Source organism: Myceligenerans cantabricum (assembly GCF_054777735.1).
The window spans coordinates 1-13,315 of sequence record NZ_BAAHAJ010000011.1 but is presented as its reverse complement, the minus strand read 5'-3'; the positions used below and the strand labels follow the sequence as shown (position 1 = coordinate 13,315).

Sequence of the window (13,315 nt, the reverse complement as noted above, 5' to 3'; positions counted from 1 at the left end):
GACGAGAGACCCGCCCATGCCGAGAGCCGACGCGCGCCGGAACGTCGACGCCTTGCTCGCCGCTGCGAAGAAGGCGTTCGCCGAGGCGGGCGTGGACGTGCACGTGCGTGATATCGCCACTCGCGCCGGAGTGGGTACCGCGACCCTGTATCGTCATTTCCCGCTGAGGTCGGACCTCATCGCAGCGGTCTTCCGCCATGAGCTCGACGAGTGCGTGGCCGTCGCGGCAGTCATCGCCGAAGAGAACGAGCCCGGTGATGCGCTGGAGCTCTGGGTCCAGCGATACCGCACCTTCCTGGAGACGAAGCGTGGCCTCGCCGCCGCCCTGCACTCCGGTGATCCCGCCTACTCGGCTCTTCCGGACTACTTCCACTCCCAGGCCGGACCGGTTCTCAAGATGCTCCTGGACAACGCTGCGCAGGCTGGAGCAATCCGATCCGGTGTCGCGCCCCTCGACATCCTCGGCGCCATCGCGAACCTCTGCGTCCCGTTCCCCGGAAGTGACTCCGGCACAGCCTCCCGTGCGGTGTCCTTGCTGCTGGACGGTCTCCGCTACCGTCCTGATCCACGGACTGGCTAGCTGTACTGACCCAGGGCGTTGCACCCGGAGCGCCCGTGGCCCCGGCGACCTGGTCGAGGCGGTTCAGGGTGCCTGGTTCTCGTCCGGGGCGGAGCGCGCCAGGTCCTCGAGGAAGCCGATGACGACGTCTCGCTCCGGCGGGGTCAGGCGGGCCGCGGCGTCGAACCGCCGGGCGTGCGCGCGCCCCACGGACTCCCGCGCGGCGTGCCTCGTCTCCTCGGAGACCTCGATCGCGACGCTGCGCCGGTCGGTGGGGTGCGGGAACCGCCGGACGTGGCCGGCGGCGGCCAGCCGGTCGATCAGCTTCGTCGTCGAGGCGGTGGTGATGCCCAGGTGCGCGGCGATCGCGCCGGGCGTCACCACGCGCCCGTGGTTCTGCATGGCGATGACGTAGCGCAGCGCCCGCATGTCGGTCTCACCCAGCCTCATGTAGCGCTGCGCGGCCTCGCGCATGCGGCGCTCGGTCTCGCGCCAGCCGCGCAGGGCCTCCAGGACGCGGACCACCTGATCCAGGGCCTGGTCGTCCAGGCTCGCTCGCTCGACCAGCTCCTGGTCGGGATCCATCACGCGGGGGTCGAGCATCGACGGCTCGGGCGTGGGCGGCACGGGTAGGAACTCCACCCTCAGATTCTAGACTTTCCGGTACTGCGTCATGTGCTTGAATATAGCCTGGCTAGCAAAATGGGTCGGACGAGTGACGAGTGACGAGCCGCGAACGACTCGGCTCGCGCTGCTCCCGCGCCGTCTCATCTTCTCGCCACCGGCCGCGTGACGGCTGGGGAACGCGCCTGCCGAGCTCCAAGGACCTGATGAACCCGCCACCGTCGCCCATCGACCCGCCCGCTTCGTCGTCGGACGCCTCGTCCGGCGCACCGCCCGCGTCGGCGCCCGGCACCCCGGGGCCGCCCGGCACGCGCTCCCGCGTGCCGAGCTGGCTGCGTGTCCTGCTGCCGGCGCTGCTGATTCTCGTCTGGGTCGCCGCCGCCGGCCTCGGCGGCCCCCTGTTCGGCCGCATCGACGAGGTCTCCTCCAACGACCGCACGGCCTACCTGCCGACCACGGCCGAGGCCACCGAGGTGCAGGAACGGCTCGACGGCTTCACCGAGGGCGACGCCATCCCCGCGGTCGTCGTCTTCGTCGCGCCGGAGAACCTCAGCGACGACGAGCTCACCATCATCGGTGACGGTCTGACGGCGGCAGGTGCCCTCGACGTGGTGGACGGCGACGTCTCCCCGGCGATCCCGTCCGAGGACGGAGTGGCGGCCCAGGCGTTCGTCCCGTTGTCCGGCGACGTCGATCTCGGCGAGGCGACCACGGAACTGCGCGACGCCCTGGCCGCCGACCTGCCCGACGGCGTCGACATGTACGTCACGGGCCCCGCGGGATTCTCCAGCGACCTCGCGACCGCGTTCGCCGGGATCGACGGCATCCTGCTCGGCGTCGCGCTCGCGGCGGTGCTGGTCATCCTGATCGTCGTCTACCGCTCGCTGCTCCTGCCGCTCGCCGTCCTCATGACCAGCATGTTCGCTCTGTGCGCGGCGCTGCTGGTCGTCTGGAACCTGGCGAACCAGGGCGTGCTGCTGCTCAGCGGACAGACCCAGGGCATCCTCTTCATCCTCGTCATCGGCGCGGCGACCGACTATGCCCTGCTGTACGTGGCGCGCTACCGCGAGGAGCTGGTGCACACCCCGGCCAGGTGGAGGGCCACCACGCGAGCGCTGCGCGGCTCGTTCGAACCCGTGCTCGCCTCTGGCGGCACCGTCATCGTCGGGCTGCTCTGCCTCCTGCTCAGCGAGCTGCGCTCCAACAGCACCCTCGGACCGGTCGCGGCGATCGGTATCGCGTTCGCGATGCTCGCGGCACTCACCCTGCTGCCCGCGCTGCTGCTGGCCATGGGCCGCGCGGCGTTCTGGCCCCGCCGTCCCCGGTACGACCCCGAGGCGGCCGGCGCCGGTGGCGAGGACCGCGGCCTCTGGGGCCGTGTCGCACGCCTCGTGCGCGCCCGGCCGCGCGTCACCTGGATGGTCACCGCGCTGCTGCTCGCCGTCGGCTGCGTGGGCGTGACCCAGCTCCAGGCCTCCGGCGTGCCGCAGTCCGAGCTCGTGCTCGGCGCCTCCGAGGCCCGGACGGGGCAGGAGCGGCTCGCCGAGCACTTCCCGGCCGGGTCCGGGAGTCCTGCCTACGTCGTCGTTCCCGAGGACGAGCTGCGGGACGCGGCCGAGGTCCTGCTGGACGAGGACGGGATCGCCTCGGTCGCGGTCACCGCGGACACCCCGAGCGGCATCGCCCCGGTGACCGCCGACGGCATCGAGGCCGCCGGCCCGCCCGGCACCCCTGTCCCGGAGCCGGTGACGTCCGACGGGGCGGTGCTGTTCCAGGGCACGCTGTCGGACGCCGCCGACTCGGCCGCCGCGGAAGAGACGATCCGCGACCTGCGGGCGGCCTACGCCGAGACCGTTCCCGAGGCCGTCGTCGGCGGTGAGTCCGCGACGGACTTGGACACGAACGACGCGTCGATCCGCGACCGCACCGTCATCGTGCCGACCGTGCTGGTCGTCATCCTGCTGATCCTCATGCTCCTGCTGCGTTCCGTGGTCGCGCCCGTGCTCCTGATCCTCACCACGGTCCTGTCCTTCGGCACCGCGATGGGCGTGGCGGGGCTGGTGTTCGACGACCTGCTCGACCTCCCCGGGGCCGACCCCGCTGTGCCGCTGTTCGGGTTCGTCTTCCTGGTCGCGCTCGGGATCGACTACAACATCTTCCTCATGACCCGCGTCCGCGAGGAGTCGATCGCGTACGGCACCCGCGAGGGCGTGCTGCGCGGGCTGCGGCTGACCGGCGGGATCATCACGTCGGCCGGCCTGGTGCTCGCAGCCACCTTCACCGCGCTGGCGGTCATCCCGGTGCTGTTCCTGGTGCAGCTCGCGTTCATCGTCGCGTTCGGCGTGCTGCTCGACACCTTCGTGGTGCGCTCGCTGCTCGTCCCGGCGCTGTCGTACGACGTCGGCCGGGCGATCTGGTGGCCCTCACGGCTCGCTCGCGGGCCACGGTAGGGCGGGCCTTCCGCTGCGCCGCTTCGCGGCGTGCCGCGCCCTCGCGGTCCCGGCTACGGCTCCTCGTCCGTGGCCGCCAGATCATCGAGGAAGCGCACGACGATCTCCCTCTCCCTCGGGTTCAGCCGCGCGGCGGCGGCGAAGCGGTGGGCATGGCTGCGGTCGACTGCCAGGTGCGCCGCGCGCGCGGTCTCCTCGGTCACCTCGATCGCGAGACTGCGCCGGTCGGCGGGGTGGGGAAGCCTGCGCAGGTGGTTGTCGGCGGCCAGCCGGTCCAGCAGCTTGGTGGTCGAGGCGGACGAGATGCCGAGGTGTGCGGCGATGGCGCCGGGCGTCGCCAGGCGGCCCTGGGTCTGCAGGGTGATGATGAACTGCAGGGTCTGCATGTCGGTCTCGCCGAGTCCCATGTGGCGCCGCGACGCCTCCTGCAGGCGCCGCTCCGTCTCCCGCCAGCGGCGGAGGCCTTCCAGGAGCCGTACCACCTGGTCGACGTCGTGGTCCTGGAGGTCTGATCTGCGCACGATCTCCTGATCGGGGTCCAGCACGCGAGGGTCCAGCATCGACGGCTCGACAGGTTCGTCCGGCACCTGTTCAGGGACCACGTCCAGATCCTATCCGTGCGGCGAATACTTGCTATGCTTAAATATAGCCTGGCTAGCAAAAATCTACCCGAGGGGACCGCAACCATGACCGAGACCCTCACCAGGGACGCGGTCGACGTCGTCCTTGCCGAGCTGTTCGCCGATCGCATCCAGCGAGCCGGCCCGCTCGGAGAGCACTACGCGCGGCTGTGGCGGCGGCTGGAACGAGCCAGCCGCGGGGGCAAGCGGCTGCGCCCCCGGCTCCTGCTGGACGCCCATCAGGCCTTCGGGGCCCCGTGCCCCGACGACGCCACCACCGCGGCCGCGGCGTTCGAGCTGCTCCATACCGCACTGCTGCTGCACGACGACATCATCGACCGCGACCTCAGGAGACGAGGGCGCCCCACCGTGGCTGCCGAGTTCGCGGCCGACGCGAGCGCGGCGGGCCTGTCGCCGGACGGCGCGTCCGACTGGGGCGAGGCCTCGGGGATCCTCGGCGGCGACCTGCTGCTCGGCGCTGCCCACGCACTCGTCGCGCGGGTGGGGCCGGAGCGGCGCGCAGGGCTCGCCGACATCGTCGACGAGAGTCTGTTCCGCGCCGCCGCGGGCGAGCACGACGACGTCGCGTTCGGGCTCGGTGCGGCGTCGGCGACACCCGACCGGGTGGTGCGGATGATGGAGAACAAGACCGCCTGCTACTCGTTCGCCGCACCGTTGCGGGCGGGTGCGGCGCTCGCCGGCGCCGGGGCCGGGGCGTCCGCCGAGCTGGAGCGGGTCGGCATCGCCCTCGGCGTGCTCTACCAGCTCCGCGACGACCTGATCGGCGTCTTCGGCGACAGCCGGCGCACCGGGAAGAGCGCGACCGGTGACCTGCGCCAGGGCAAGCGGACCCTGCTCGTCGCCTTCGCCGAGGAGCATGCGGCATGGCGGGCCGTGCAGCACCTGTGGGGGGACCCGCAGCTCGACGAGACCGGCGCCGAGGCGCTGCGCACAGCGTTGGTCACCAGCGGCGCGCGCGACGCGACGGTCGACCTCATCGACCTCATGCGCCGTGATGCGGTCACCACCATCGGCGAGACGTCCTTGCCGGCCGGACTGCGGCGGCCGCTGGCCGAGCTCGCCGGAACCCTCGCGGAGCGTGAGTCGTGAAACCGTCGTCCTCCCTGGCGCTGTACTCCGAGACGGCCCACCTGGCCTCGGCCCGCGTGCTCGGCGCCTACTCGACCTCGTTCAGCCTGGCCACCCGCCTGCTGCCGGCCTCGGTGCGCGCCATGATCGAGGACATCTACGCCCTGGTGCGCGTCGCCGACGAGGTCGTCGACGGGCCCGCGCACGAGGCCGGCCTCCCCCCGGCCCGATGCCGCAGCACGCTGGACGCGCTGGAGGCGGAGACGCTCGAGGCGGTGCACAGCGGGTTCAGCGCGAACATCGTGGTCCACTCCTTCGCCGTCACGGCCAGGACCGTCGGCATCGACGAGGAGCTCGTGCGCCCGTTCTTCGCCTCCATGCGCCGTGACCTGGACCCGGTGGTCTCGCTCACCGACGAGGAGTACCGCGCGTACGTGCACGGCTCCGCCGAGGTCGTGGGACTGATGTGCCTGCGGGCGTTCCTGCACGGCCGCCCGGCGGACCCCGCGGTGCGCGAGCGGCTCGAGGAGGGGGCGAGCCGGCTGGGCGCCGCGTTCCAGAAGATCAACTTCCTGCGCGACCTCGGCGACGACGAGGACCGCCTGGGCCGCACCTACTTCCCCGGCATGACCCCGGACGGGCTCGACGACGAGCACAAGGCGGTCATCGTCAAGGACATCGAGGCCGACCTGGCCGCGGCGCGGGCAGCCGTCCCGCTGCTGCCGCCGGGTCCGCGCCGGGCCACCGCCGTGGCCGCCGGACTGTTCACCGAGCTCAACGACCGGCTGCGGGACACTCCTGCCGCGGACCTGCGCGGACAGCGTGTCTCCGTGCCGGCCGCCGTCAAGCTCCGCATCGTCGCCGCGGTACTGGCCGGGGCAGGGAGAGGCAGGAGATGAAACGAGGGGACGACGTCGGCGCTGCCGAGGTGCGCGGACGGCGCGTGGTGGTCGTGGGCGGAGGCATCTCGGGCCTCGCGTCCGCGGCACTGCTCGCACGCGAGGGTGCCGAGGTCACGCTGTTCGAGGCGCGTGAGGAGCTCGGCGGACGGGCCGGACGGTGGCACAAGGACGGCTTCCGGTTCGACACCGGGCCGTCCTGGTACCTGATGCCGGACGTGTTCGACCACTTCTTCCGCCTGCTCGGCACGACCGCGGGCGACGAGCTGGACCTCGTGCGTCTCGACCCCTCCTACCGGGTGTTCTTCGAGGGGGAGCCCGAGCCCTTCGACCTGCCTGCCGACGGCGCACGGGAGGCACTGCTCGCGCTCGACCCGCCGTCCGCCCCGAAGCTGCGGGCCTACCTGGACTCGGCCGCCGAGACCTACCGGATCGCCACCGAGCGGTTCCTCTACGCCACGTTCGCCTCGCCGCGCCCGCTGCTCGCCCCGGACGTCCTCCGCCGCGCCCCGCGCCTGCTGCGTCTGCTCGGCGAGTCGCTGGACCACTTCGTCTCGCGGCACACCACGGACGACCGGGTTCGCCGCATCCTCGGCTATCCCGCGGTGTTCCTCGGCACCTCGCCGCGTGCGGCGCCCAGCATGTACCACCTGATGAGCCATCTCGACGTGACCCAGGGCGTCCTGTACCCGCGCGGCGGCCTCGCGGCCGTGGTCGACGCGACCGCGCGGGTCGCGCGCCGTGCGGGTGCGCGGCTGCACGTGGGACGACGGGTGGACCGGATCACGGTGGCCGGCGGCGCCGCGACCGGCGTCGAGGTCTCCGACGCCGCGGGACGCACCCGGCACGTGCCCGCGGACGTGGTGGTGTCGACGGCCGACCTGCACGTCACCGAGCACCACCTGCTCGGTCCCGCGGACCGCAGCCACAGCGAGCGCTGGTGGGAGCGGCGCGACCCCGGGCCCGGCGCGGTGCTGGCCATGCTGGGCGTGCGGGGCGAGCTGCCCGGGCTGGCGCACCACTCGCTGCTGTTCGCCCGCGACTGGCGCGGCGGGTTCGACGCGATCTTCGGGAAGCGTCGTGCGGTGCCCGACCCCGCCTCGCTCTACGTGTGCCGGCCGAGCGCGACGGACGACGTCGCCCCGCCCGGCCACGAGAACCTGTTCGTGCTCGTCCCCGTGCCGGCCGACACCACCATCGGTGCCGGGGGAGTGGGCGGCGCGGGCGACCCGAGGGTCGAGCAGATCGTGGACGACGCGATCGCGCAGATCGGTGCCTGGACGGGCACGCCCGACCTCGCCGACCGGGTGGTGGTCCGCCGTACCGTCGGCCCGGCGGACTTCGAGCGGGACCTCGGCTCCTGGCGCGGCGGCGCGCTCGGGCCCGCGCACACGCTGCGCCAGAGCGCCATGTTCCGCGGGTCGAACGCCTCCTCCCGGGTCTCCGGCCTGCTGTACGCGGGCGCGACGACGATTCCCGGGATCGGCCTGCCCATGTGCCTGATCAGCGCCGAGCTGGTCCTCAAGCGGCTGCGGGGCGACACGAGCGCCGGACCCCTGGCGGAGCCGGAGGCCCGATGAGCTTCACCTACCTCGCCGTGCTGCTGGTGTCCGCGGCCGGCGTGCTCGCCGTGGACCGGAGGTTCCGCCTCTTCTGCTGGCAGGCCCCGGCGCGCGCGGCGGCCGTCCTCGTGATCGGCACCGCGTTCTTCCTGGCCTGGGACCTGGCGGGGATCGGGCTGGGTATCTTCCTCGTCGGCGCGAGGCCGTACATGACCGGGCTCCTGCTCGCGCCCGAGCTGCCCGTCGAGGAGCTGGTGTTCCTGGTGTTCCTCTGCGAGCTGACGATGGTGCTCGCCGTGGGAGCCCAGCGGCTCGTGGACCGGGCCGACCTGATCCGCGGGACACGCCCGCGAGAGAACGAGGCGCGATGACCTACCTGCTGCTCACGCTCGTCTTCCTCGCGGTGGCGAGCCTCGCCGCCGTCGTCGCGCGCCTCGCCGCGGCCCGTGGCACCGGCCCGCGGGCTCCCGGCACGACCAGGTCCGGCGTCCGCACGACGTCCTGGCGGGCTCTCGGGCCGGCCGGCGTCGCCCTGCTGGTGCTCACCGCCGTGTTCGACAACGTGATGATCGCGACCGGGCTGTTCGGCTACGCCGACGAGCACATCTCGGGGGTCCGGATCGGGCTCGCGCCCGTCGAGGACTTCGCGTACCCGCTGGCCGCCGTCATCCTGCTGCCCGCCCTCTGGTCGTACCTCGGGTCCCGCTCCGGGGGTGGCCGTGCTCGCTGACCTGGCACGCGCGTCGCGTCCCCTGAGCTGGATCAACACGGCCTACCCGTTCGCCGCGGCGTACCTGCTGACGACGGGCGAGATCGACGTCGCCCTCGTCGTCGGGACGCTGTTCTTCCTCGTGCCCTACAACCTCGCGCTCTACGGGGTCAACGACGTGTTCGACTACGCGTCGGACCTCTCCAACCCGCGCAAGGGCGGGGTGGAGGGCGCGCTGCTGTCGCCGCGGCGCCACCGCCTGGTCCTGCTCGCGTCGGTGGTGACCTGTGCGCCGTTCGTGGTCGCGCTGGTGCTGCTCGGGCCGCCGTCGTCGTGGGCGGTGCTCGCCGCCAGCCTCTTCGCGCTCGTCGCCTACTCCGCGCCGCCCTTCCGGTTCAAGGAGGTGCCCGTGCTCGACTCCCTGACCTCGAGCACGCACTTCGTCAGCCCGGCCGTCTACGGACTGGCACTGGCCCAGGCCACCCCGGCACCCGACACCTTCGCGGTGCTCGGAGCCTTCTTCCTCTGGGGCATGGCGAGCCACGCCTTCGGGGCGGTCCAGGACGTCGTGCCCGACCGCGCCGGAGGAATCTCCTCGATCGCGACGGCTCTCGGCGCGGCCCGCACCGTGCGGCTCGCGATGGGCGCGTGGATCCTCGCCGGCCTGCTCGTCGCCACGACGGGCTGGCCCGTCGGCCTGGCCGGGCTGCTCGCCCTGCCCTACCTGGCCCTCGCCCTGCCCTACGCGCGCCTGCGGGACGAGGACTCGGCACGCGCCAACGGCGGGTGGCGGCACTTCCTGTGGATCAACTACGCGGCGGGCGCCGCCGTGACCATGCTTCTCATCGCCACCATGATCGTCGACACCTAGCGTGGAGGATCCTCATGCCACAGACATTCTCGAGCGTCGTGGAGCACCCGCGGTCCGAGGTCTTCGCCTGGCACGAACGGCCCGGCGCGGTCGAGCGGCTCACGCCGCCCTGGCTCCCGCTGCACGTGGTCCGGGAGGCCCGGTCGCTGCACGACGGCGAAGCCGTGTTCCGGCTGCCGCTCGGCCTGCGGTGGGTGGCCCGCCACTCGGGCTGCCGGCCCCCGGAGCGGTTCGTCGACGAGCTGGTCTCCGCGCCGCTCCGCTGGGTGATGCCGTGGCGGCACACCCACGAGTTCCGTGACGAGGGGGACCGCACCCGCGTCACCGACACGGTGGAGACCCCGGTCCCTCGTGCCCTGATCCGCAGCATGTTCGCCTACCGGCACCGGCAGCTCGCCCTGGACCTCACGGCGCAGGCCACGGCCCGGAACGAGGGCGACCAGCCAGGAGTCGTCGCGCTGACCGGCAGCAGCGGCCTGGTCGGCAGCGCCCTCGACGCCTACCTCACCACCGCCGGCCACCGCGTCGTGCGGCTGGTGCGCGGCCGTCCGCGAGGACCCGACCAGCGCCGCTGGGACCCGCAGGCCCCCGCCGAGGACCTGCTCGAGGGCGTCGACGCCGTGATCCATCTCGCCGGCGCCTCGATAGCGGGCCGGTTCGACGCGTCGCACCGCGCCGCGATCCGCGACTCCCGGATCGGGCCGACCCGGGCGCTCGCGGAGCTGGCCGGGCGCACCCGCGGCGGGCCGGCGGTCTTCGTCTGCGCCTCGGCCATCGGGTACTACGGCTCGGACCGTGGCGACGAGGTGCTGGACGAGGCGAGCGCGCCCGGCGACGGCTTCCTCGCGGACGTCGTCGCGGACTGGGAGAACGCCGCGTCGACCGCCGCTGACGCAGGGCTGCGGGTGGTCCAGGTGCGGACCGGGATCGTGCAGTCCCCGCGCGGCGGGACGCTGCAGCTCTTCCGCCCCTTGTTCGCCGCCGGCCTGGGCGGCAGGCTCGGCGACGGGCGGATGTGGCAGTCCTGGATCGGGATCGACGACCTCGTCGACATCTACCACCGAGCGCTCTACGACACCGGGCTGTCGGGTGCGGTGAACGCCGTCGCGCCCGAGCCGGTGCGGAACGCCGCCTACGCCCGGACGCTGGCCGGCGTCCTCGGCCGGCCTGCCGTGCTGCCGGTCCCCGCGCTGGGGCCGCGGCTGCTGCTCGGCCAGGAAGGCGCGACCGAGCTCGCGGAGGCCAGCCAGCGCGTGTCCCCGGACGCCTTGCTCGCACGGGGGCACCGGTTCCGGCACGCCACGCTGGAACCGGCCCTGCGGCACCTGCTCGGCCGGGAGCGCGCCGGAGCGCGCCACTGAGCGGCACCCGGCCCGCACGGACGGTCCCGGCGGTCCGGCGGCGGAGCCGTCCGGGCGCCCGCCCGGCGGCCGAGGACGCCGTCAGGGCGCCGCGCGGTGGCGCCGGGCCTCTCGGACGGCTTCGTAGCGGTCCAGCGCCACCAGGCGCTCGTCCTTGTGGTCGACGACGGGTGCCGGGTATCCGGTCGGCAGGCCCCCGGCCAGCTTCCAGGGCTGGTGGACGGCCTTGCCGGCCACGTCGGCGAGCTCGGAGACGTAGGTACGCACGTAGGCGCCGTCCGGGTCGAACCGCTCGCCCTGCAGCACCGGGTTGAAGACCCGGAAGAAGGGGGCGGCATCGGTGCCGCTGCCGGCCACCCACTGCCAGCCGTGCTGGTTCGAGGCCAGGTCGCCGTCGACGAGCAGTCGCATGAAGTGCCTCGCACCCCACCACCAGGGCAGATGGAGGTCCTTGACGAGGAACGACGCCGTGATCATGCGCACGCGGTTGTGCATCCACCCCTCGGCCAGCAGCTGCCGCATCCCGGCGTCGACGACGGGGAAGCCGGTCCGGCCCTCCTGCCAGGCGGCGAACAGTCGTTCGGCGTCCGGCCCGCTGTCGGTCCGCAGCGCGTCGTAGGAACGGTCGTAGTTGCGGCGCGCGGAATCGGGCCGCTGGTCCAGGACGTCGGCGTAGAAGTCCCGCCACGCGAGCTCGTTCCGGAACGCTCCCGCCCCCTCCGATCGTCGGGTCGAGAGGTCCGCGAGCAGGCTGCGCGGGTGGACGCAGCCGTACTTGAGGTAGACGGACATGCGCGAGGTGCCCGGGCTGCCGGGCCGGTCCCTGCCGTCCGCGTAGTCGGCGAGGTGGTCGCGGACGAACTCCTCCCAGCGCCGCCGGGCCGCGGCCTCACCGGGCGCGGGCAGGTCGGCGTCCACGGCGACCTGGTCGGGGCCGGGGACCGCCGTGGCCGCGACGCCGACCGTCGCAGGATCGATCCAGTCCAGGTAGCCGGCGTCGGTGTCCGCCGGGAGCCGCCACCCGTGATCGGCCCAGGCCCGGCTGAACGGGGTGAACACGCGGTAGCGGCCGCCGTCGCCCGACCGGACCCGCCCCGGCGCCACCGCGTACGGCGAACCGGTGCGCACCAGGCTCCGCTCCTCCTCGGCGAGCGCACGCTCGACGTCGTCGTCCCGGGTCCGGCCGTAGGGGCCGAAGTCGGCGGCGACGTGGACGTCCTCGGCACCGATCTCGCGGGCCACCCGGGGCACGACGTCGACCGGGTCGCCCTCGACCACCAGGAGCCGTCCGCCGAGGCTCTCGTCCAGGTCTCGCAGGCAGCCGTGGAGGAACCACCGGCGCGGCGCGCCGGCCGGTCCGAGCAGGCGCGGGTCCAGCACGAACAGGGCCAGCGCGCGGCGGTCCCGGCCCGCGGCGAGGAACGTCGGCTGGTCGGCCACGCGCAGGTCGCGGCGGAACCACACGACCGCGGCGGAATCGGTCATGGCGCGGCCGGGGTGGCGCAGCAGCCGCGCCGGCGCCCGGCGGTGACCTCGGACATGAGCTCGACCAGCTCCTCATCGCGGACGACGAACTCGGCGGTGTCGGCGGGACCGCGGGCCCCGCCGAGCACTCCACCAACATAGCGCCGCCCGAGCGGCGTTACCATCCGCGACCCGTGCGGACAGACCGGACTCCGGAGACCCGCGGGAGAACCCTCCGGCGTGCTCCGGCCCGTCATCCGGCGACGAGCTCCGCGAAGACGATCACGTTGTCCAGGTGGTGGCCGGTGCTCTCGTCGAACGTGCCGCCGCAGGTGATGACCCGGAGCTCCGGGCCGTCGGTCGCGCCGTAGACGTCGATGCGTGGGAAGTTGGCCTTGGGGGCGCTCTTGACCTCGGTGACCTCGAAGGTGGCGGTGCTGCCGTCGGCGCGGTCCACCTCGATCCGGTCGCCTTGGCGGGTGTTGCCGAGGTCGTAGAAGACCGAGGGCGCGTAGCCGGTCCCGGTCACGTGTCCCTCCAGGACGGCCGGGCCCGTCTCGCCGGGTGTGGGCGAGCCGTCGTACCAGGCGACCTCGTCGTAGCGCGCTCCGGAGGGGACCTGAAGCCTTCCCTCGGAGTCGAGCCCGAGGCCGTGCACGGAGGACTCGACGTCGATGCTCGGGATACGTACCGCGGTGGGCGGCGAGGCGGACAGGGGCTTCGCCCCGGCCGACTGGTCCGGAGCCTGCGTCGCCGGAGCCGGCGACGTCGAGGGAGCCGGTGTGGACCGCCGCTCCGTCCCCTCCCGGGGAGCGTCGCTCGTCGGGGTGCCGACAGCCGCCGGCGGTGCCGGCGGGGGCCCCACCTGCTGGGTGGCGGCCCACACCACGGCCCCGCCCCCGGCGGCGACCAGTGCGGCGCATGCCGCCGCCACGGTGAGGTGGCGGCGGCGTGCGTGGTCGTGCTGGGAATTGATGGGTGTCATGTCACTTGGTGGCGCGGCGGCGGTTGGCGAGGAGTCCGGCGGTGCCCAGGCCCAGGGCCAGGGCGCCCAGGCCGAGTGCGGTCGGGTGCTCGATGCCGGTGGTGTTGCTGCCACCGGTCTCG

14 protein-coding genes are annotated in these 13,315 nt (G+C 73.5%); 9 read left to right on the top strand and 5 right to left on the bottom strand.

Going from position 1 to position 13,315, the window contains the following annotated elements; translation table 11 throughout:
* Window positions 1–16: 16 nt before the first annotated feature.
* The gene (locus tag ACYU96_RS14655; protein WP_460754898.1) at window positions 17–580 is read left to right on the top strand and encodes a TetR/AcrR family transcriptional regulator; all 564 of its coding nucleotides are present in this window, start codon (window positions 17–19) and stop codon (window positions 578–580) included.
* Window positions 581–643: 63 nt separating this feature from the next.
* Here ACYU96_RS14655 and ACYU96_RS14650 read toward each other — a convergent pair whose 3' ends face one another.
* The gene (locus ACYU96_RS14650; RefSeq protein WP_460754896.1) at window positions 644–1,201 is read right to left on the bottom strand and encodes a MarR family winged helix-turn-helix transcriptional regulator; all 558 of its coding nucleotides are present in this window, start codon (window positions 1,199–1,201) and stop codon (window positions 644–646) included.
* A gap of 188 nt (window positions 1,202–1,389) precedes the next feature.
* Between ACYU96_RS14650 and ACYU96_RS14645 the strand changes: the two genes are divergently transcribed.
* Window positions 1,390–3,633: an MMPL family transporter gene (locus ACYU96_RS14645; protein ID WP_460754894.1), complete on the top strand. Its 2,244-nt coding sequence runs from the start codon at window positions 1,390–1,392 to the stop codon at window positions 3,631–3,633.
* Window positions 3,634–3,686: 53 nt separating this feature from the next.
* Here ACYU96_RS14645 and ACYU96_RS14640 read toward each other — a convergent pair whose 3' ends face one another.
* Complete coding sequence (locus ACYU96_RS14640) at window positions 3,687–4,235, bottom strand: MarR family winged helix-turn-helix transcriptional regulator (RefSeq protein WP_460754891.1); 549 nt, start codon at window positions 4,233–4,235, stop codon at window positions 3,687–3,689.
* An 84-nt stretch (window positions 4,236–4,319) separates the two neighbouring features.
* Between ACYU96_RS14640 and ACYU96_RS14635 the strand changes: the two genes are divergently transcribed.
* From ACYU96_RS14635 to ACYU96_RS14605, 7 genes are read left to right on the top strand one after another with little or no spacing between them, the layout of a single operon-like run.
* Window positions 4,320–5,363 (top strand): polyprenyl synthetase family protein, encoded by a 1,044-nt coding sequence (locus tag ACYU96_RS14635; RefSeq protein ID WP_460754888.1) that lies wholly within the window; start codon window positions 4,320–4,322, stop codon window positions 5,361–5,363.
* Window positions 5,360–6,241 (top strand): phytoene/squalene synthase family protein, encoded by an 882-nt coding sequence (locus ACYU96_RS14630; protein ID WP_460754885.1) that lies wholly within the window; start codon window positions 5,360–5,362, stop codon window positions 6,239–6,241. The genes ACYU96_RS14635 and ACYU96_RS14630 overlap by 4 nt, the downstream gene beginning before the upstream one ends.
* Window positions 6,238–7,821 carry a phytoene desaturase family protein gene (gene crtI / locus ACYU96_RS14625; RefSeq protein WP_460754882.1) on the top strand — a complete coding sequence of 528 codons (1,584 nt, stop codon included), beginning with the start codon at window positions 6,238–6,240 and terminating at the stop codon, window positions 7,819–7,821. The genes ACYU96_RS14630 and crtI overlap by 4 nt, the downstream gene beginning before the upstream one ends.
* On the top strand, window positions 7,818–8,174 hold the full coding sequence (locus ACYU96_RS14620) for a lycopene cyclase domain-containing protein (RefSeq protein ID WP_460754879.1): 357 nt from the start codon (window positions 7,818–7,820) through the stop codon (window positions 8,172–8,174). The genes crtI and ACYU96_RS14620 overlap by 4 nt, the downstream gene beginning before the upstream one ends.
* Entirely contained in the window at window positions 8,171–8,533 is a 363-nt protein-coding gene (locus ACYU96_RS14615; protein WP_460754876.1) for a lycopene cyclase domain-containing protein, read from the top strand. Before ACYU96_RS14620 ends, ACYU96_RS14615 begins: the two co-directional genes overlap by 4 nt.
* Window positions 8,523–9,383, top strand: a complete 861-nt coding sequence (locus ACYU96_RS14610) for a prenyltransferase (RefSeq protein ID WP_460755868.1) — start codon at window positions 8,523–8,525, stop codon at window positions 9,381–9,383. Before ACYU96_RS14615 ends, ACYU96_RS14610 begins: the two co-directional genes overlap by 11 nt.
* Window positions 9,384–9,397: 14 nt before the next feature.
* Window positions 9,398–10,744, top strand: coding sequence for a TIGR01777 family oxidoreductase (locus tag ACYU96_RS14605; RefSeq protein WP_460754873.1), 1,347 nt, complete (start codon window positions 9,398–9,400; stop codon window positions 10,742–10,744).
* Between the two features lie 81 nt (window positions 10,745–10,825).
* Here the strand turns inward: ACYU96_RS14605 and ACYU96_RS14600 are convergent, their stop codons facing one another.
* From ACYU96_RS14600 to ACYU96_RS14590, 3 genes are all read right to left on the bottom strand, one after another.
* Complete coding sequence (locus tag ACYU96_RS14600) at window positions 10,826–12,229, bottom strand: cryptochrome/photolyase family protein (protein WP_460754870.1); 1,404 nt, start codon at window positions 12,227–12,229, stop codon at window positions 10,826–10,828.
* On the bottom strand, window positions 12,226–12,393 hold the full coding sequence (locus ACYU96_RS14595; RefSeq protein ID WP_460754867.1) for a hypothetical protein: 168 nt from the start codon (window positions 12,391–12,393) through the stop codon (window positions 12,226–12,228). Before ACYU96_RS14595 ends, ACYU96_RS14600 begins: the two co-directional genes overlap by 4 nt.
* A gap of 68 nt (window positions 12,394–12,461) precedes the next feature.
* Window positions 12,462–13,193 (bottom strand): class F sortase, encoded by a 732-nt coding sequence (locus ACYU96_RS14590; RefSeq protein ID WP_460754863.1) that lies wholly within the window; start codon window positions 13,191–13,193, stop codon window positions 12,462–12,464.
* Window positions 13,194–13,315: the final 122 nt, after the last annotated feature.